This is a genomic window from Sphingomonas sp. GW821-FHT10C01 (genome assembly GCF_059415525.1).
This window is the reverse complement of the sequence record NZ_JBWKNK010000001.1, coordinates 760146-781778: the sequence shown is the minus strand read 5'-3', so window position 1 is coordinate 781778 and position 21633 is coordinate 760146. Positions and strand designations below refer to the sequence as shown.

At 66.3% G+C, this 21633-nt stretch carries 4 protein-coding genes; 2 read left to right on the top strand and 2 right to left on the bottom strand.

The features are described from left to right. Positions 1-49 precede the first annotated feature (49 nt). Together AC07M1_RS03710 and AC07M1_RS03705 are read left to right on the top strand one after the other, a co-directional pair. A complete protein-coding gene (locus tag AC07M1_RS03710) occupies positions 50-1969 on the top strand; it encodes an isoaspartyl peptidase/L-asparaginase (RefSeq protein ID WP_495161215.1) in 1920 nt (639 codons plus the stop codon). Further along, positions 1969-2412: an Lrp/AsnC family transcriptional regulator gene (locus AC07M1_RS03705; RefSeq protein ID WP_495161214.1), complete on the top strand. Its 444-nt coding sequence runs from the start codon at positions 1969-1971 to the stop codon at positions 2410-2412. Before AC07M1_RS03710 ends, AC07M1_RS03705 begins: the two co-directional genes overlap by 1 nt. Before the next feature lie 45 nt (positions 2413-2457). On the opposite strand, the gene AC07M1_RS03700 is transcribed toward AC07M1_RS03705, so the two are convergent. Further along, a complete protein-coding gene (locus tag AC07M1_RS03700) occupies positions 2458-3279 on the bottom strand; it encodes a SapC family protein (protein ID WP_495161213.1) in 822 nt (273 codons plus the stop codon). Between the two features lie 54 nt (positions 3280-3333). Continuing rightward, complete coding sequence (locus tag AC07M1_RS03695; RefSeq protein WP_495161212.1) at positions 3334-21627, bottom strand: YDG domain-containing protein; 18294 nt, start codon at positions 21625-21627, stop codon at positions 3334-3336. Positions 21628-21633 lie beyond the last annotated feature (6 nt).

Genomic DNA, 21633 nt, shown 5'->3' with positions numbered 1-21633 from the left:
TCTAAACTGTATCAAACTGCGTACAATCTGTTCAATGGAGCCGTCCTCAATGCGCGTATTGCTTATGCTGGTTGCCGCGGCGCTCGGGTTCGGCCCGGCCACGGCGAGTGCCAAGACCAAGGCGTTCGATCGCTATGTCGAGGGCAAGCTTTCCGCGCCCACGCCGGGGCAGCGCTCGGGCGGGCTGCTCCTGATGGGCGGCGGCGATCGCAACCACGACGCCATGCGCTGGTTCTTCGCCAAGGCCGGAAACGGCCATATCGTCATCCTGCGCGCCTCCTATGCCGGAGAGATCGGCAAGGAGTTCGTGAAGGAAATCGGCGGGGTCGCTTCGGCCGAGACCTTCGTCTTTCACGATCGCGCCGCAGCCTCCGACCCCCGGATCCTGGCCGCACTTCGCCGCGCGGACGGCATCTTCCTCGCCGGCGGCGATCAGGCCAATTATGTCCGCTACTGGAAGGGCACAGAGGTCGCGCGCCTGCTCACGGCGCATGTCGCGGCCGGCAAGCCGATCGCCGGGACCAGCGCCGGTCTCGCGATGCTGGGCGAGGCGCTGTACGGCGCGACGGACGGCGGCAGCATCAAGTCTCCCGAAGCGCTGGCCGATCCGTTCGGCTCGGCGAACACCATCGAACGCGACTTCCTCGACATCGCGTTGCTCAAGGGCGTGGTGACCGACACGCATTTCAAGGAACGTAACCGGCTCGGCCGCCTCTTCGCCTTTGTCGCCAAGGCGCAACTTGGACGCCCGTCCAGCGCGCCGGCGATGATCGGTGTCGGAGTCGATGAAAGCGCGGCGGTTGCGGTCGAAGCCGACGGCAGCGGACGTGTCTATGCGACCGAGCCCGATGGCGGCGCATGGATCGTCGACGGGTCGGCCCTTCGCGTTGCCCCATCGCGCGGCGCGCTCGTAGCGGACCGGATCAAGGTGACGGTCATGAATACCGCGTCCGTCCTGCATTTGCCCTCCGGCCGCGTCGATAATCCTGCCTTCGTGCGCCGCTATTCGGCGGCCGGCGGCGAGATTTCGGAGATGCCGCGCTGGTCGCTCGCAATCCATGGTGGCGCCGGCGTCATCGAGCGTGGCGCGCTGTCGCCCGCGAAGGAAGCGGCCTATCGGGCTGGCCTCGCTGAGGCCCTGCGCGTCGGTGGCGCCGTCCTCGATCGCGGCGGCCCGGCGCTCGACGCGGTCGCTGCGGCGGTCCGCGTTCTCGAAGACAATCCCCTGTTCAATGCCGGTCGTGGCGCGGTGTTCACGGCGGAGGGCCGCAACGAGCTTGATGCGGCGATCATGGACGGCGCCACGCAGAAGGCCGGCGCCGTCGCTGGAGTCACCCGGACGCGGCACCCGATCGACCTGGCCCGGGCGGTCATGGACAAGACCCGCCATGTCATGCTGAGCGGCGCAGGCGCGGACCGTTTCTCGGTCGAGCAGGGTCTCGAGCAGGTCGCCCCCGAATGGTTCCGGACCGAAGAGCGCTGGCAGCAGTTGCTGGCGTGGCGCAACCGCCAGGCTACGGCGGTGGACCGGACGCATCTGTTCGGGACGGTGGGTGCGGTCGCGCTGGACGCCGACGGCAATCTCGCCGCTGCGACCTCGACCGGAGGCATGACCGGAAAGCGCTGGGGCCGCGTAGGCGATTCCCCGATCATCGGTGCCGGCACCTACGCCAAGAACGGCCAGTGTGCCGTCTCCGCGACCGGATCCGGCGAATTCTTCATTCGGGAGAGCGCGGCGCGTCAGGTCTGCGATCGCGTCGCCTGGAACGGCGAAACGCTTGCAAACGCGGCGCAGGCGACGATCATGGCCGTGGGATCGATCGGGGGCGATGGAGGGCTGATCGCAATGGGCTCGAATGGCAAACCGGCGTTCGCGATCAACGATCTCGGCATGTATCGGGGACGGATTGGCCCTGGAGGCCAACCGCAGACGGCGATCTTCGCCGACGAGCGTTTCCCGGAACGCTGATGTCGGGCCAGCCGAACCTCGACGAGATCGACGTCCGGCTTCTCGGCCTGCTGCGCGACGACGCCCGCCAGCCGATCGCGCAGCTTGCCAAGGAACTCGCCATCTCGCGCGGGCAGCTCTATTCGCGCCTCGCCCGGCTTGAAGAGAGCGGGGTGGTGGACGGTTATACCGTCAGGCTGGGCGACGCCTTCATCCGCAGTCGCCTGCGCGCGCATGTCATGATCAAGACCGCGCCGCGATCCCGCCGCGAGCTCGAATCCCTTCTTTCGGAGATCGCGCAAGTCTCGGCGATCCATGCGATCAGCGGCGAATTCGACTATATCGCGATGATCGAGGCGGTCGACGCCGTCGAACTGAACCGGCTCATCGACGAAATCGGCATGCTGGACGGCGTCGAGTTCACGAAAAGCTCGGTGATCCTGGCAACCAAGCTCGAGCGATGACCTCTCGTTTCCTGGTTTCCAACCGGCTGACTGAATAGCGTTCGCTCAATTGGACTTCGCACGTCGCGGTTCGCCAACCCGGGCCGCCATAGCCGCCGGAGACTCGGCTTGTGCCGTCGAGGCCCTATCCGGGTTCGATCGAAGCTGGCGGGCAAGGATGTCACGCATCAGCTGCAAGGATGCGAGATGGAAGTAGATGAGCGGAAGCAATCCGCTCGCGTTCCATCGGTTCAATGTCTCGCCCGCGACCTGGCGAAGCTTGACCTCGTCCACCATCCGGAACCCGCGATAAACGAACGGACGCGCGCCATCCTCGAGCTGAATCGTCACTTCTCCGTCAATCAGCAGGCCATGCTCAACAAGCTCCGCGACGAAGCGCTCGGTCCTTTGACCCGCAATCTCGAACTGCTCACAAAAATCGAGTGTCGCCTTGCAGGATACGCTCGGACCGTCGTTTTCAAACAACGGCGCGCCATCGTCGAATTCACCGAGCATATCCGTCGTCGGATCAATGCAAAGCGACAGGTCGGAATTTTCGTCCGATAATTTGGCCAGCAGGAACGGATAGCGCCGAGCATAGGCTGGGATATAGATCCCATCCGGGAGTGTACCGTCCTCCCCGACAAAGACGTTGCTCCCTTCATTGAGCCCCATCAGCGCGAGCGGAATCGGGTTGGGGCCGGCCGAGAAAATAATGGGGAAGTGCCGCTGCGCCAGAGCGAACTCCTCCGTCGTCAACGGAATGGCATGCTGGTTCGCCAACCATGCCGCCTTGTCGGTCGACCGGCTGCGCCAACCGCCATGCTGGCGGCTATTAAGCGGCACCAAGTCCTTGTAGAGCAGCGGCAATGGGGATGGGTTGGACATAAATTCCTCTCAACTGTCTCTTGAGCACAATTCCTGAGACCCGGTCGGCCTCGGCTATTCCTCTCCCGCGTCGCCCTTGAGGTTCGCCGAGGGATCTTCGTAGAGCGAGAACGCGCCGGTCGGCCGGCGGCGATGGAGCGCATCGCTCCCATCCGCATGCGACGGGACATAGCGGATGGTCAGACTACCGGGCAGGTAAGTCAGCGCATAGTTTGACGACAACCCCAAGCTCCCCCGACCGATCAGATAGGTGCCCGCCTGCTCGCCCGGCGCGCGGGCAACTCCGCCGGTGAAGGTGTCACCCTCGACGATCGATCCGTTGACGACGCGCCAGGTAAACACCGGATCACGCTGGCCAAAGAGCTTGGTGAAATCGTCGGCCGTCACCGTCACAGGACGGAGCAGGATGTCGGCGAAGACCGGATTTGCACTCAACGTCACCGCATAATTGCCGGCGTCGCCGCCACCGATCGTCAGGTCGTTCACCGACACGCTCCGCGCCGCTCCGGCGTTCGGATTGGCGAATGCATAGCTGGCATTAGCGGACACGGAGTCTCCGGCCAGCACGCCGTTGAGCGTGATCCGGCCGCTCGTCGCGGTCGTTCCATCGTAGATGCGACTGTCGGCATGGGCCGTGCCCGTGATCGCGAGCCGCGCGATATCCGCCAAACCGGTTACCGTCAGGTTCACCGTGTAGTTGCCCGCATCGGCACCCGAGAGCGCAATCCCGCTGGCGGTGACAGTCTTGCCCGTGGCGGCGTTCTTGTCGGAAAAGGCAAGCGAACCCGTCACCCCGACCTGGTCGCCGGCAAGCACCCCACCAAGCGACAGGGTACCGGTCGCGCCGGTCGTGCCGTCATAAATCTTGCCGTTTGCCGCCAGCGTCGCCGTGATCGCCCGTGCGACGATATCGGCCAGGCTCGTCGCGGTCAGGTTCACCGTGTAGTTGCCAGCATCGACACCAGCGAGTGTGATACCGTTTGCGGTCACCATCTTGCCCAGACCGGCATTCTTGTCGGCAAAGTTGAGCGTACCCGACACATCGACCTGATCGCCCGCGAACACGCCACCCAGGGACAAGGCACCGCTGGCAGCGGTGGTACCGTCATAGACCTTGCCGTTCGCCGTCAACGTCGCCGTGATCGCGCGGGCGAGGATGCCCGCAAACGCGGTCGCGCTGCCGTTCACCGTGTAGTTGCCGGCATCGGTGCCCGACAGGGTGATGCCACTCGCGGTCACCGTCTTGCCGGTACCGGCGTTCTTGTTCGCGAAGGACAGCGTGCCCGCCACGCCCACCTGATCGCCCGCAAGGACTCCTCCGAGCGAGAGCGTACCGGTTGCAGCAGTCGTACCGTCATAGACCTTGCCGTTCGCCGTCAGCGTCGCCGTGATCGCACGGGCAAGGATGTCCGCGAGCGCGGTCGCACTCACATTCACCGTATAGTTGCCTGCGTCCGCGCCGGAGAGGGTAATACCGTTCGCGGTGACCGCCTTACCGGTACCGGCGTTCTTGTCCGCGAAGGACAAGCCACCCGACACCCCAACCTGATCGCCCGCAAGGACCCCGCCGAGCGAGAGCGTACCGCTGGCGGCGGTGGTGCCATCATAGACCTTGCCGTTCGCCGTCAGCGTCGCCGTGATCGCACGGGCAAGGATGTCCGCGAACGCGGTCGCACTCGCATTCACCACGTAGTTACCCGCATCCGCGCCGGCGAGGGTAATACCGTTCGCGGTGACCGCCTTGCCGGCGCCCGCATTCTTGTCCGCAAAGGACAGCGTGCCCGACACGCCGACTTGGTCGCCTGCGATCACGCCGCCCAGCGACAAGGCGCCGGTCGCGGCCGCATTGCCGTCATAGACCTTGCCATTCGCCGCCAGCGTCGCAGTGATCGCGCGCGGATCGATCCGGAGCGTCCCGCTGCCGAAGTCGAAGGCATAGTTCATGTCCGAAGCGAGCGTGCCTAGGCTGGCGACGAGGCTGTACGTCCCCGCATTGCGACCCGCACCCGCAAGCCCCGCAACGCCCGCCCAGGCGTCAGCCGCGATATCGCCGTTGACGAGCCCTGTGATGCTTGCGCTCAGAATGGGAGTCTGGCCGTCATAGGTCATGATCAGGCTGTTCGGGGTCACCGTCAGCACCGGACGATATGCATAGACGAACCGGTTGCCCGCCCCCGGCGCGGCCGAGAAGCCGCCCGTCGCAAAGTCATAGACCGAGCCATAATAGCTCCGACCGGCAAGCCCGCCGAAGCTGTTCGCCGGATCGGACGCCCCCGCATTCCCCGCCGCCTGGGTATAGACCAGCCAGCGGCCGTGCGCGGCGCCGAGCGCCGTGCTGCCCGCCAGGTTGCGGAACAGGCCATCGGACGCAAGCATGATGGCATCGCCGCTCGCGGCCGAGCGCACCGCGCCTGCCGCGCCGATGGTCAGGCCGCCGTGCGAGCGGATCGTGACGCTGCCCGCGCCGCCATCCATAATGCCGTCGATCCCGAGCGCCGACGCATTGTTGAGCAGAAGCCCGGCAGCCGAAACATCTCCAAGCGAGGTGATCCGGTTGGGACCGCCGAGCCAGGCGAAGCCCGAGACATTGCCGACAAGGCGCTGGGCGGTGACGGAGCCGCCGCTCTGGTTCAACGCACCCACCACCCGCAGGTCCAGCGTATCGCTGACGTCGATTACACCATTGAGGTCGAGATCCCGGAGGTTATTCAGCATCAAGCCGCCATTGGCGATGATCACCGCGCCAAGACGCCCGATCCGCGATCCCATGCCATGGGTCGCGAGATCGACATTACCACCCGCTGTCAGCGCCAGTGTACTGGCGAAAATGCCGGCATCTGCACCGGTGGCCGTGATTCCACCCGCCGCGCCCAGCGTCACGTCGTCGCCGGTGATCTTGGCAAACGTCAGGCTGCCCGCACTCGATCCGATATTGACGACAAACCGCCCGGTGACGGCGCCCGTCGTCACGTCGCCTTGTCCGGTGATGTTGATGTGGCCAGCGCTCGTCTCGATATCGCCGATCGCAAGCGTGCCGCTCGGCCCGGCAACCGTGACCGCGCCAACCGTCCGGATGTTCCCAATCGCAAGATTGCCGTTCCGGACGGCCAGTTCCAGCGTACCGCCGTCGATCCCGGAAAACCCCGCGGAACGGTCGAGGTTGATCGTGACCGCGCCATCGGCATGGACGCTCCCGGTCACCGCGCTGCCCGCGCTGGTGAAGACATTGCCGCTACCGATTGAGCCGAAGTCGGAGGCGCCGAACACCAGATCGCCCCCGGCCGCAAGGATGAAGGAATTGACGCCGCCGCCGCTCAGTTCGGCGCCGCCGAGGCGGAGGTTGCCGCCGGCGGCCACATCGATGGCATCGCGCGCCTGGATCCCGCTCAGATCGATGCCCGCGCTGCTGGTAACATCGACCCCGCCCTGATCCGAACGGAGCATGCCCGCCGCAACGCCCGCCGCCGACAGGACAAGACTACCCGAATTGGAGATATTGCCGCCACGGATCGCGCCGCCATTCGCACGAAGCGTCGCGGCTCCCGCAAAGCCAAGATCCAGCGCCGTATAGTCGAAATCATCCGCGACATCCGTGGCGAGTAGGTCGCCCGTCCGGGTCCCGGTCATGGCCAGCGCATTGCCGAGGAAGCCGGTGCCGGTGAGCGTATAGTTCCGCCCGATCGTCACCGCGCCGACGATATCGACCTCGCCCGCCGATGCATTGAGTACGACGTCACGACCCGAAACGCTCCCGAGCCGGATCGCTCTGCCGCTCACATCGGTATCGCGGTCGGCAAGCAGCGAAAGCGCACCGGTGATGTTACCGACCGAGCTGACCCGGATATCGCCCGCCGCAACCAGCGTGCCGCTGGCGGCGAGGTCGCCGTCGGTATCGGTGATCGTCACGTTGTTGAGCTTGGTCGCACCGCCCATCACGGTCGGCAGCAGCGCGTTGCCGCCAAAGTCGCGCGCGGTCAGCGTATAGTTGCCACCGCTGCTCACCGGATTCATCACGGTCAGCGTACCGCCTGGCAGCATGACCGCGATATTGTGGCCTGCAAGATCGCCGATGCCGAGATCGCCGGTCGCGACATGGACGTTGGCATCGCCATTGATCCCGGCAGCGATGGTATCGAACACGCCCGTCGCCGAGCGGAGGTTGACGGTGACGCTTCCGCCCAGCGAGATCAGCGTCGCGCCGCCCGAACCGCAGGCGCACCCGCCAAGGCTCCCGCCGGTCGAGAGGAAATTGCCGCCGGTGATCTGTCCGGCCGTATCCGCGCCGAGCGTGATATTACCCAAGGCGAGAAGCGCGAAGCCATCCGTCGCGGTGATCGCGCGTAGCGTGGCGTTGCCGCCGGCCTGAAGCTGGCCACCCCTGACGCTGACGCTACCCAGGCTAAGGTCGGTATAGGCGTTGAAGATCGCGTCGCCGCCCGTCGAACTGACGCTGTCCACGCTGATCGCGCCGTTCGCGCTGAGCACGTCGATGTCGCCGCCGGAAGTGATGCTGCCAGCGCGGATCTCACCCCCGGTCAGCTCGACATAATTGGCGCCGTTGAGGGCCGCGGTACGCGTATCGAGCAGCCCGCCGGCGGTCAGATAGGTTTCGAACCCTTTCGCGCCGTTGAGCAACGTCAGGTCGCCACTGGCGTAGAGGTCAAGCCTGCTGCCGGTCGCCAGGGCATTGCCGATGACGAGCGAGCCGTCCTCGACATTGACCTGCGCATTCTCGGTCAGCGCGGTAAGCTGGCCGATCGCGAGGTCGCCGGTGGCGATGTTCACTTCGGCCCGGCGGCCGCTGACGCTGTCGAGCTTCGCCGAGCGGTGGAGGTTGACCGCGACACCGGCGCCGCCCGTGACGGTCGCCGTGCCGGTCGATCCCGCGGCCCGATCGAACCAGCGATCGGTGCCGATGCCCGACATCGCGTCGTCCTCACCCAGCGTCGCATTGCCGCCCGCATTGATCGTAAGGTCGCCGGTCGCTCCGTTGAGGTTCGCCTGGCGCAGCGTTGCATTGCCCGCAGCAGAAACCGAGATGTTCCTCGCCCCGATCGCATAGCCGATCACGGCGTCGCCGCTCCCCGCATCGACGATGATGTCGTCCGCGGCATCGAGCACACCCGCGACGAAAACCGAGCTTCCGGTGAGGTTGAGGCCGCCTGCCATCGTATCTGCAGAGAAGAGGTTGAGCGAGCCAACGGTATCGACGCCGATTCCGGCCGCCGCCGAAATCTGATTGAGATCCAGCACCCCCGCGGAGATCGAGACCGCTCCGCTCAGCGAGCGGACGCTGCCGTTCCAAACCGTGCCATCGGCCGCGAAGTCGATGTCACCGCCATATTCCAGCGTCCGTCCAGCCGCATCGACGTCGCCCGTGCTGGTCAGCGTCCAGCGACCGGCGCGAGCGCCGAGCGGCTGCAGCACGTCGCGAAAGAATGCGGGACCGTCGAGCGTGTAGTTGCCCGCAACATCGACGCGATCCGCTCCGATGCCGCCCGTGCTTGCGCTCAGGCTGACATTGACGCCCGAGACATTGACCAGGTTCAGCCCGTCGGCGCCATAGGCGCTGACATCGCCGGTCGCCGCGATCGAGACGCCCTGGTTCATCGTCGCGAGATTGAGCGTCGCATTGCCCGCGCGTGCGCCGAGCCGCACCGTTGCACCCGTCTCGACATAGAGCCGGCTTGTGCCGGTCACGCCCGCCCGGCTGATCGCTCCGAGCGTCGCGTTGCTGCCCAGGATATCGACACTGTAGCCGTCTCCGGCAGCGTCGGCGCCACCAGCAAGGTGAAGCAGCTCCGCAACCCTCAGGTCGCCCGCCGCATCGATCAGAATGTCGTCGCGTCCAACGACGGTTGCCAGATCGATCGAACCGCCACTCGTCACCCGCGCGCTCATTTGCGAGTCGACGCCGCCCGTACCGCCGATATTGCCTGCAACGTCGAAATCCAAGTTGCCGAAGCTGGAGGTCACGCCGTTCAGCGTCAGGTCGCCGGCGGTCAGGCGCAGCGCCAGGCTGCCATGATCCGAGCGAAGGCTGTCGATCCGCATCGAACGGCCGTTGACGAAGCGCACATCGCCGGATCCGCCGCTATTGGTCGCGGCGAGCACATCGACCTGATTGACGCTGCCAAGGTCGATGCCGTGGCTGGCCGCGATCGACAGCGAGGGCGTGGTGATCAGTCCGCCGCTCTGGGTCAGCCTGCCATTCACGGTCAGGGTGAGGGCATCGGTCGCCGCGATCGCATCCGTCAGGTCGAGATTGCCCGCGGTGACCAGCGCTAGCTGACGGACATCCACGATGCCGAGTGCACCGATACGGTTCGCCGTGGCATGAGTGAGCAGGACATTGCCGGGCGTCATCAGGTTGAGCAGTGCCGCCTCGATCCCGCCCGTCTGACTGATGGCGCCGCCCGCGTTCAGCGTTACCGCCTGGCCCGCCGCCGCGATCGAAGCGATCGCGATGGCACCGCTGTCGGTATAGGCGATGCCGCCCGTGCCGAGGTTGGTCAGGCTGAGCGGTCCCTGGTTCGCGTTGCCGCCGCGCGTCAGCGTGATCCCGTCATGCGCGGTGATCGACAGCCCGTTCGCAGCAAGCAGATCGCCGGTTTGCGTCACCGCGCCCGCGTCCAGGGTCAGCCCGAAAGCCCCCCCAAGCGTGACCGGGCCAAGACTGATGCTGCCGGTGTTGCGGAGGACAATGTTCCCGTTGGCGCTGGTCCCGGCAAAGGCGCTGACCGTATTCGCCTGACCGAGCGCCACGTTTCCGAGTGCGGAAACATTGAGCGAGCCGGCGGTGATCGTACCGCCGCTCTGGGTGATCAGGCCGGCATAGGCGACCAGCCAGACATTGCCGTCGGCGTCGATGGCGTCGGTGAGCAGCAGATCGCCCGCCGCGGTGAAGGCGATGTCGCCCGCCGCGCTGAGCGTGCCGAGACCCGCGACGGCGTTGTCACCGGTCAGCGCGATATCGCCGCCCGCGCGCGCGTTGAACCGGTTCGCGGTGATCAGGCCGCTCTGGCCGATGCTGCCAGTGTCGGAGGTGACGTCGAAGATCCCCGCCGCGGTGCCGAAATCGAGCGTGAAGCCGCCAAGCGCGCGGAAGGTTACGTCGCCGCCGGTGGAAACGAGCCGCACGGTACCCGCCGCCGCGACCTGATTGGCGCGGTTGAGCAGGATCGACCCGGCCGCACTGGCATGGAGCGAACCGGCATCGATGCTGCCCGCGCTCTGGGTGATCGCGCCGTTCAGCGACTGGAGAACGACCTCGTCGCCCGACACGTTGCCAACCAGCGCGAAGCCGCCGTCATTGGTGAAGCCGGCGACCCCCGACCCCGAGGCATAGTCGCCAAGCTCAGCCACGCGGTTCGCATGATTGAAATTGAGCGCGCCGCCCGCGCTGGCGTTGAGCCGGTCGGCGGTAATGGTCCCACTGGTGAACAGCATCTGGAGCAGCGAGCCGCTGTCGGTGCGGAGCGTCACCGTATCGCCCGTGACGTCGCCCCACAGCATCAGCGCACCGGCATTGCGATAGAGCAGATTGCCGCCCGCCGTCATGTCGCGCAGGTTGGTCACCTGGTTCGCGCCACCCAGCGCGATCGCGCCGTTCGCTTGGACGCTGAGGCCCAGCGCGGTGATCGTGCCCGAACTCTGGCTGATCGAACCGGTGTTCGACTGCAACGTGACTTCCTGCCCCGTCGCGGCGATATCGCCGTCCAGCGCCAGATCGCCGGTGTTGCGGAAGACGACCGCGCCGCCCGCGGTCAGGCCACCGAGCGTATCGACAAGGTTCGCCTCGTTGAGCGCGATCCCGCCATTGGCGGCGCTGACCGACAACCGGCCGGCGCCGATCCGCGTCGATGCCGCCTGGCTGATCGAGCCGTTCGTCGAGGTGAATGTCGCCGCGTCCGACGTATCGACCATGCCGAGCGTGAAGCCGCCATCGTTGCGGAAGGCGATGTCCGCGCCCGCGTCGAACGTGACGGTCCCGGTCCCCGAGATCAGGTTCGCCGCGTCGAGGCTGATCGCGCCGGTCGCCCGGGCACTCAGGCCGAGGGCTTCGATAGATCCGCCGCTCTGGCCGATCGATGTGGCGTCGAGGACGACGTCGCCGCCGGTCGCGGTGAGCGCGCCGGTGAGGTCGAGCGCACGATCGGAGGTGATGCTGATGCCGCCGTGGAAGGACCAGACATCGCCCAGCGCCGCGATCTGGTTGCCGAGGCGCAGGTCGATCGCGCCATAGGCGCTGCCCCGAAACAGATCCGCGGTGATGACGCCGCCGGTCTGGGTGATCGATCCGCCGGCAGGGGTGACCACGCTCGGCGATATGTTGGAACGCAGCAGGACATTGCGCGCAGTAATATCACCGGCCAGCTCGAGCGCCCGATCGGACACGATCTCGACGTCCGCCCCGGCACCCGCCGCCAGCCCGTCGATCCGCTTGATTCCGCCCGCGAGGGTGACGCCGTCGCGGCCATAGGCGATGAGCCCGACCGTATCGATAAGCGCCGACCCGGTGTGGCTGATCGCGCCTTCCTCACTACGCAGCACGGCGTTGCCCACGGGCGACATCACCCGGTCGATGACAAGATCACCGAGATTGGTGAAAGCGATGTTCCGGCCCGACAGGCCGACATTTCCGGTGACATTGTTGGTCGTGCCGAGGTCCACGTCGCCGGCCGAGAAGACAGTCAGCGTCGCGGCGGTGATGTTGCCGCCGGTGATACCCCAAGTGTAGTTGTTGACCGACACGGCCTGACCGGCCGCCTCGACCCGATCGACCGTCAGCAGGCCCCCAAAACCGCTGCCACCACTATGGATCGACACCATCCCGCGACTGACCACGTCGAGCCGCGCGATTTGGTTGTCGCTATTGTACAACTCCACGCCATTGGCCGCGTCGAGGATCAGCGAGCCGGCGACGAGACCGCCGCTGGACTGTTGCGTGATCTTGCCAAGGTTCGAGATCAGCTCGACCGTGCCGGTTGGCGAATTGATCGCGTTGATCGCGATATTGCCGGTGTTGCGGAAGCGGATGTCGTTGCCGCCGGCGTCGAGGCTGACCGCGCCGACGCGATTATGGTTGAGCAGGCGGATGCCGGTCGCGGTCGCGGTTCCGGCCGTCGCTTCCAGCCGGTCGGTGACGATGACGGTGTTGCCGATCTGGGTCAGGCCGCCGCCGGTGTTGAACGTCACCCGATCATCGGCGGCGATGCGCCCGTCGAGCTCGAGCGCGCCGGCGGTGCGCAAGCTGAACACGCCGCCCGCGGTAACGTCGTAGACCGTGTTCAGCGTATTGAGCTGTTCGAGCACGATGTCGCCGGCAGCCGTCGCATCGAACCGCCCGGCGCTGAACGCCGCGCTCTGGCGGATATCGCCATTGTCCGAGGTGAGCGAGAGCAACCCCGGTGTGGTCACCGCCCCGAGCAGGATCGAATTGACCGAGCGGAAGGTGATGTCGTCCGTGGCCGAGAAGCGACTGGCGGTGGCCGAGCCGATATCATTTTCACCGATCAGCGCGATCCCGCTCGCGGTGACGTCGAGATGGCTGGCGGCGATCGTGCCCGAATATTGGCCGAGATAGCCCGAAATGCCGAAGGTCACGCCGCCGCCCGCGCGGATATCGCCATCCAGCCCCAGCGTGCCGAAGCTGTTGTAGCGGATCGATCCGCCGGCGGTTAGATTGCCGAGCAGCCCGGTGATGTTCTGCGCGGCGAGATCGATGTCGGTCGCCGCGTTGACGTTGAGCTTGCCCGTCCAGATCGAGTTGCTCGGGACCAGAAGTTGGCCGACAGATCCGGTGTTGGAGGTGAGATTGACGGTGCCGTCCCGCGCGGTGATCGCGTTGACCACCAGATCACCCGCGTTGCGCAGCGTGATCGTGCCGCCGATCGCCGAGCGGGCATTGTACACCCCGGCGGCATTGGCGCGGTCGAGCGTTATATTGCCGCCCGCGACCAATGAGACGGTCGGCGCGGTGATGACGCCAGCCGACTGGGTGATCGATCCGGTGCCGCCCGCCGTCAGGCTGATCGCCCCAGAGGCCTGGAGGTTACCGGTGATATCGAAACCGTCTTCATCGGTGATGACGAGATCGCCGCTGGTGGCCATCGCGGCATGGATGCTGCCGATGCGGTTGCCCGCCATGTCGAACCGGATGTCCCCCGCCAGCGCGTCGAGCGCGCCGACATCGATCGCGCCGCTCTGGGTCAGCGCGTCGGCGCTGACGATCGCGCGGTCCGGGGTTTTCAACGCGAGCAATTCCATCGCGCCTTGCGTGGTGTAGCGGATGTTGCCCGCGGCGCTGACCAGGCTGACCTTGGGCGTGATGTTGCCGGCCAGGTTGATGTCGATGCCGGTCGCGGCGTTGACGTAGAGCGCATCCGCGCGGATGTGGCCGATCGAGCCGACGTCAGTCCCGATGAAACCGTTCGTCGACGTCAGCGTCGCCGTGCCGCCGGCGTCCACCGTATGGCCGAGTACGAACGAGTCCTGCGCTCGCAGCCTGATGTCGCCACCCGCACTCAGCACCTCGACATTGATGAAATTATTCGCGCTCCCGTCGAGCGTCAGGTTGCCGCCCGCGGTCGCCCGGAGCTTGTCCACGACGATCGCGCCGCCGGTCTGGACGATGTCGCCCGTGCCCCCCGCGATGAGGTTGACCCGTTCACCCGTTGCCGTGGACCCGCGAATGTCGCCGGTGATGTTGAAGCCGTCGATATCCCTGAACGTGATCGTGCCGGTCGTGTTGACCAGTCTCCCGACATTGGTGATCACATTGTTCCCGCCGAGGGAAATTTCCCTGCGCGCCTCGGCGAACAGCGTGTTCGCGGTGAGTATCCCGGTCTGACCGATCGTCCCGGTATCGGAAATCAGGCGGATCGTGCCGCCCGACGCGGTGAGCGCGGGGAGCGTCAGGTTCCCGACATTGCGCACCGTGATGTCACCGCTCCCGGTGGAGAGCGAGAAAAGGGTCGCGCCGAAATTATTCGCCTGGTCGAGATAGAGGCCGGTGCCGGCGTTGATCGTCAGGTTCGAATAGGCGCCGAGCGCGACGCTCTGGGTCAGCGCCCCGCCGACGTCGAAGCGCACCGCCTGCCCCGTGGCGGTGACGGTGCCGGCGAGGTCGAGGTTGCCGGTCGTCTTGACCCGGATGCCGCCGGTGCCGCTGTTGCTCAGCGTGCCGGTCCGGACGAAGCGGTTGTCCTGATCGAGCGTGATCCCGGTCGCGGCACTGGCGTTGAGCCGCTCCGCGCTGATCGAAGTGGACGCATTCTGCGCGATCGACCCGCTGTCCGACGTCAGCGTCACCGCCCCGGTCAGCGCGGAGACGTCCGAAAGGACGATATTGCCCTGGTTGTGGAAGGTGATGTCGCCGAACGTGGTGCTCAACCCGTGCAGCGCGCCGACGTTATTGGCGCCGCCAAAGTCGAGGCCATTCTGCGCGCTGGCGGTCAGATCCGACGCGCTGATCACCCCGCCCGTCTGGCTGATCGCGCCGAAGGTGGACCTGAGGGTAACCGAGGTCGCCGCGATATCGCCGGTGAGCGAGAAGCTGCCGTGATTGGTGACGCCGATCGTGCTGCCCGCGTCGAGCGTTCCCAGGCTGGCGAGCTGGTTCGCGTTCGTCAGATCGATGAACGTCGCCGCGCTGGCGTTCAGCCGGTTCGCACGGAGGGTGGTGCCGATATTCTGGGTGACCGATCCGCTTTCGGAAACCAGCGTCACGGTGCCGAGCGCGCTGATGCCGGGCAGCGCGATGCTGGCCCAGTTGCGGAAGCTGATATCGCCGTTCGTCGTCGACAGGCCGGTGATCGTGGCGATGTTGTTCGAACGGCCGAGATCGATTCCGGTCGCGGCGCTGACGTCGATCGCGCCGGCGGTGATGGCGCCGCCGGTCTGGCTGATCGCGCCGGTCGATGTCAGCATCAGGCGGCCGGCGCCGATGTTGACGGTATCGGTGAAGGCGAGGTTGCTCGACGAACGGAACGCGGTGTCACCGTTCGCGGTGACCGTGCCCAGCGCGCCGATCCGGCCACCAATCGAGACGGTGCCGGCCGACGATACGGCCAGCGTATCGACGTTGAGACCGTTGACGCCATAATCGAGGATGCTGCCGCCGGTGACGGTCAGCGACGCATCGCGGGCGACGACGTCGCCGAACTTGGTGTCGCCGGTCGAAACCGCGGAGATGCTGCCGGGGACAGTGCCCCAGGTGAGCAGCGCATCGACCTTGCCGAGTCGGTTGGTGGTGCTGGTCAGCGCGATCCGGTCCGCGCGAATCTCGAAGACGTCGCCATTGAGGGCGCGGTCGATCCGGCCACCGCTCTGGGTGACGTTGCCGTGGGCCCACAGCTCGAAATAGGGTGAGGTGATCGTGCCGGTCAGGTCGACATTGCTGTCGGTATGGATCTGGACGGCGGTGTCGATATTGCCGAGCGCGGTGATGTAGTTCCAGGTCGAGCCATTGCCGGTCAGGCTGTACCCCTGCCCGCCGCTGAGGTTCAGCGTTCCGACGGTGAGCAGGCTGTTGTTTGCAGTCTGGGAGACGAAGGAACTGGTGTCGACCGTCCTGAGCGACACCGTCTGGCCCGCGGCGACGATCGCGCCGGCAATCATGAAGCTGTCGGCATCGGTATAGGCGATGCCGCCGCTGGTGCCGTTGCCCAGCACGCCGAGGCGCGCGACATTGTTGGTCGTGCTGGTTAGCGCGATGCCGGTCTGCGCCTGAGCGCTCAGGGAGTCGGCGACGATCGCGCCGCTGGTCTGGGTGAGGCTGGCGTTGCGCGCGTTGAACGAGACGGCCTGTCCGGCGGCGGTGACGTTGCCGTCGAGCACCATGTTGACGCCGCGCCCGCCCACCTCAATCCCGCCCGAGCCGGTATTGGTGAGGCCGAGAATCCGCCGGATGCCGTTCCACTCGTTGTTGAGCGAAATGCCGTCGGCCGCCGAGACGGTGAGCTGGCTTGCCTGGACGCCGTCCATGAAGCCGCTCGCCTGGGTGATCGCGCCGGCGTCGCTCGTAAGCGTGACCCGGTTGCCGATCACTGCATAGGTGACGCGGAAGCCGTCGGTGTCGCGGAAGAGGACATCGCCCCCGCCCGACGCGGCGAGGACGTAAAGGTTGTCGACATCGTTCGCCCCGCCGAGCAGGACCGACCCGGTCGTCATCGTCTGGTTGAGCTGGGCGTCGAGCGTGGTCGCCTTGATCCGGCCACCGGTCTGGTTGATCCCGGTACGGGCGTAGAGCGCCAGCGTTCCGCCAACATCGATATCCTCAGTCAGCGTGAAGCCGCCGTTCGAGCGGACCGTGGCGTTGGTACCCGCGCTCAGTCCGCGAATCTCCGAGATGAGGTTGTTCGTGTTGTTGAACGTGACGGCGCCGTTCGCCGCGAGCGCGGTCAGCGCCGAAGCGATGACGGCGTCGGTTGCGGCGATCGAACCGGTATCCGATGTCAGCGTGAGCACGCCGCCCGCGGTGTAGCCGCCCATCGCGGTCAGATCGATCGCACCCGCATTGCGCAGCGTGAGGTCGCCCGTCGCGACGATGTCGGTGTCGTTGCTGACCAGGCTGTTCGGGCCGCCCAGCATCACATTGGCACCGCTGAAATAGGCCGCGTTGGTGTCGATACGGGCGGTGCCGCTCTGGATCAGATCGCCCGCGCCACGCAGACTGACATAATGGCCCGAAATCGTGCCTGTGGTCTGAGAAATTCCGCCGCCATTCGCCCGCAGGTCGATCGTGCGCAGGCCCGGCCGGTTCGTCGTGACATCCCCATCGACGGTGAAGCTGCCGGCGTTGATGACGAGGACATCGCCATAGGCGGCCACCAGTCGCGTGAAGCTGTTCGCGTCGACGCTATTGGTCAGGTCGATATGCCCGGCGTCCACCGACAGGCTGTCGACGGTGATCCCGCTCGAGGAAAGGTTTCCGCCCGCCGTCACGACGGCGCTGCCGGTGGTGTTGAGCCCGACGACGATCGCGCCCGAACCGCCATTGTTGAAGACGATGTTCCCGCCGCCGGTCGAGCTGCCCGAGAAGCTGGCGAGGCGGTTGTCGCCGCCGAGACTGATGCCGTTGAGCGCACTCGCGACGACGCTGCCGTTCAGAATCCGGCCGCTGCCGCCCTGCTGGATCGCGCCGAAGCCGGCGGTCAGCGTCGTCCTGTTGCCTTGCGTATTGATCGTACCGGCAACCGTCAGATCCCCGTCGGTGTCGATCGCGAAATTGCCGTTGGTGCTGATCGTGCCGAGCTGGATGTTTCCGCCCGCGACGAGGTCGGCGCTGGATGCCGACACGTTGAGCGCGCCGCCCGCGACGACCAGCCCGCCATTGCGGGCGATGGCACCGCCTGCGCTGAGCGACAGCGCGCCCGCCGCGCGCACCTGGCCGGTCAGGTCGAAGGCATCGGTATCGACGATGGTGACGGCGCCCCCGGTGCTGCGGATCGCGCCCAGGTGATCGAGATCGTTCCCCGCATAGTCGAGCACGATGTCGCCGGCCGCGCTGGCATTGAGCGTGCGGGCGATGAAGCGGTCGCTGAACCCGGTCTGGCTGATCCCGCCCGTGTCCGAGGTCAGCGTGACCGTGCCGTCCGGCGCCTCGATCTGATAGTCGAGCACGATGGCGCCGACATTGCGCAGCGTGATGTCGTGGCCGGTGCCCAAGTCATAGCGATCGGTGTCGAGCCGGCCGACCACGTCGATCTGGTTCGCCCGGGTCAGCGAGATGGCGCCGTTGGTGATGACGTTGAGCCGGTCGGCATCGATGATGCCGCCGCTCTGGCTGATCCCGGTATCGGCATAGAGGCTGATGTTCCGGCCAGTGACATTGCCGGTCAGGTCCATGCTGCCGTTATAGGTGCTCAGCAGGATCGACTGGCCGGCGGTGATGGTGCCAAGCGACGCGATCGTCCCGTCGAGGCTGATGGAACCCGCCGCGCTCGCATTCAGGCGCGAAGTGCTGGTACCGGAGTTGGTGCTGAGAATGTTCCCGGCATCGGAGATAAGGGTGAGCGCGCCACCCGACCGATATCCGCCGGTCCCTCCAAGAATCGGGCTGAGATTGATGTTGCCGAGGTTGCGCAGCGTCAGGTCGCCGCCCACCGCGAGATCGGTGAGGGTGGTGAAGTTATTGGCCTCGCCCAGCGACGCGCTACCACCGCTGATCAGCGACAGATTGGTGCTGTGCAGCTTGGTACCGGCCGCCTGCCCGATCGTGGTCCCGGCGTTGAGCGCGATCGACGTGGCGTCGATCGTCCCGGCGCTTTGGTTGATCGCGCCGCCCCGCGACCTCAGCGATGCTGTCGCGCCGTTGCCGGCGGTGACGTTGCCGCCGAGCACGACGTCGCCGTCCATCGCGATCAGGACATCCGCGCCCGCGCTCAACTGCCCGAAGACGGCGCTACCGCCGGTGAAGTCGAGGTCGATCTTGCCGCCCGCGGTGATGTCCACCGCGCCCGCGTCGATCGCGTTGGCGCCGGAGGCCGTTGCGTCGCCACCCGCCGTGACCCTGACGGACGAGGTGGTCCGTGCCTTGAAGTCGAGATTGCCGGTCGCGTTGAGCGTGATGAGCCCGGCGTTCGTGGACGTGGCATCGACGCTGCTGAAGCTGTTGCCCGCCGTCAGGCTGATATCGCCGGCCGCGGTTGCGGTCAGCGTTCCCATACCGATGAAGCTGCCGCCCGTCTGGGTGATGCTTCCGGTACCGGCGATCAGCGTGAGATTGTGGCCGTTCGCCGCAAGTGCGCCGCTCAGCGTCAGACTGTCATCGGCGCGGACCGTCGCATCGCCGTTGCTCACCCCGAACTCAAGCAGGTTGGTGCTGCCCGCGACATTGACCGTGCCGCCGCCGATCAGGCCCAGATAGAGTCCCGGCGTCGAGAACTTGCCGCTGCCCGACACCGCACCGCGTGCGGTGAAGATCACCCGGCTCGCCGAGCTGATCGTGCCGTCGATCGCCAGCGGGTTGTTGGCGCCGACGCGAAGCCGCACCTCGCCTGCGCTGCTGCTGACATCGCCGATACGCGCGATGCTGTTGTTGGCCGGCGTGCCGATATCGATATCGCCCGTCGCGCTGGCGGAGAACGCGTTGGCGGTGAACGCGCCGCCGCCCTGCTGGATCGACCCATTATCGACGATCAGGTTGAGCGCGCCGATATTCACGCCCGTGGTCTGGAAGAAGATGCTGTAGGCCGAGTGATAGGTGACGTCGCGGCCCGCGCCCCAGCCGAGCGTCACATCGGCATAGTCGGCGAGCCGATTGGAACCTGCCAGGATCAGGTCACCGCCCGCCTGCACGATGCTGCCGACAGAACCCTTGCCGTTCATCACCGCGGCGCTGTTCTGGACGATCGAGCCTGCCGCTTGAATATTGAGCTGGCGGCCCGCGATCGTGCCTGCGGTCTGGTTGATTCCGCCGGCGTTCGAGGTGAGGCTCACGTCGTGGTTAGCGGCCGCGGCGACGTTGCCGCCAATGTTGATCGTCGAATCCGTGATGATCGAGATGTTGCCGCCGGAGGAGATCAGCGAATTGTAGCTGCCGACATCGAGGACCGAGCGGTTGAGGTCGATATCGCCGCCCGCCAGGATATTGAGCGTGCTGGCGCTGAGCGTCCCGCCGACGGTCACGCGCCCGCCGGCGTCCACGCTCATCCCACCCGTGGTGCTTCCCGCAAAAGCGAAGGAAGTGGCCCCCCGCAGAAGGATGTCGCCGCCGCCGCTAGAACTCGCCGTGATGCTGCTGAACTGGTTGAGCGCGCCAAGGTCGATCGCATCGCGTGCGTTCACGACCATGCCGCCGACCAGCGCATCACCGCCGGTCTGGCGAATCCCGCCACTGGCGGCGTTCAGCGTGACCGTATTGCCATAGTCATTCCCGGCGCCACTGAGGTCGATCAGCAGGTTACCGTTGCTGTTGACGGTCAGGTTTCCGGCATAGGCACTGATGTAGCGCAGCGTCGTAGCACTATCGAGGTTGAACGTGCCGCCACCGCTCAGCGTGGCTGTAGCGGCGCGGATCAGGCCGTTGCCGCTGGCGACGCCGTTGACCGAGATGTTCGCCTCACCGCCGGCAACGATGTCACCGGCAATGTTTAGATTGGCGTTGTTGCTGAACACGATCTCGTCGGTCGTGTTGCGCAGGCCGCCCAGCGTACCGACATTGTTCGTGCCGGAAAGATAAATTCTGCCATAGGCTTCGGCGGTCAAGGTCCCGGTGTTCAACTTGCCGAAGCCGAAGATCACGCCGCTCTTCGCCAGCAGATCGATCGTGCCGCCGACCGCCGAGATGACGCCATTGGGATTGTTGGTGATCGAATCGCTGGTGATCAGCGAGACCGCCGGCGCGGTCAAACTGCTGCCGTTGTCGACCCTGATCTCGCTGGTGCCGACATTGGCGATCATGCCGCCGGCCGCGCCGTTCACCAGATTGTGATTGCCGAGCAGCACGATCGCGCCGGTCTCATCGGTCACGACGCTGGTCGCGGTGACCGTTCCGGTACTGACAATATTGGAAATCACCCCGGTCTTCGACACGATCGCCGCGAACACGCGATTGCCGCTGGTCGCCCCGCCCACAGCGATACCGCCGGTCTCGCCCGTTCCGTCCGCGCTGCCCGCCACTTCGAAACCGATCAGGTCGAGATCGTCCGTGCCGGTCTGGCGGAAGCTGATCTTGTACTTGGACGCCGCGCCATAGAGGACGTTGCCGCCGTCATGCGCCGCGACGGCCGAACCGGCTTCGGTGGTTACCATCGGCGCCACCAGCGCGATCGCACCGCCATAGCTGTTGATCTGCGCACCGTTCTGGACGGTGATGCCGCTGCCCGTCGCCGATCCGGCGAAACCGAAGCTGGTCGCGCTGCCGTCGAGGAATCCGCCCGCGCTGCTGTCGGTCGCGCGATCCACCGCCGCGGTGGTGACGAGCAGGCCGCCGGTGCTGATCCGGGCATTGGCGCCGATCACCACGCCATTGGCGTTGTAGATCCAGATATTGCCGCCGGCGGGGCCGCCCGCCCCGATCATGCCGTTGAGGTCGCCGTTGATCGTGCTGCCCGCCGCGCCGCCTACGCGGTTGAGCACGATGTCGTTGCGGTTGGCGAAGATGAAGTCCGCCCGCTCGCCGCTGTTGATGTCGAACCGGTCCCAGTCGATCACCGTGCGTGACCCACCCAGCGTCACGCTGGTGTTGCCGCCCGCCTGGTTGACTACCGGAGCCCCGCCATTGCTCTGCGCAGGAGTACCGCTTTGAACGAGCTGGGCATGCGCGGGCGCGCCCCAGATCGCGGCGAGCGCGAGCGCTCCCAGTGCCGAGGTGGTGAACAGGCTGCTGCGGCGGGCGGACATGGTGGC

Coding starts and splice junctions, on each gene's coding strand:
- AC07M1_RS03710 (WP_495161215.1), top strand. CDS start 50: ATGCGCGTATTGCTTATGCTGGTTGCCGCGGCGCTCGGGTTCGGCCCG.
- AC07M1_RS03705 (WP_495161214.1), top strand. CDS start 1,969: ATGTCGGGCCAGCCGAACCTCGACGAGATCGACGTCCGGCTTCTCGGC.
- AC07M1_RS03700 (WP_495161213.1), bottom strand. CDS start 3,279: ATGTCCAACCCATCCCCATTGCCGCTGCTCTACAAGGACTTGGTGCCG.
- AC07M1_RS03695 (WP_495161212.1), bottom strand. CDS start 21,627: ATGTCCGCCCGCCGCAGCAGCCTGTTCACCACCTCGGCACTGGGAGCG.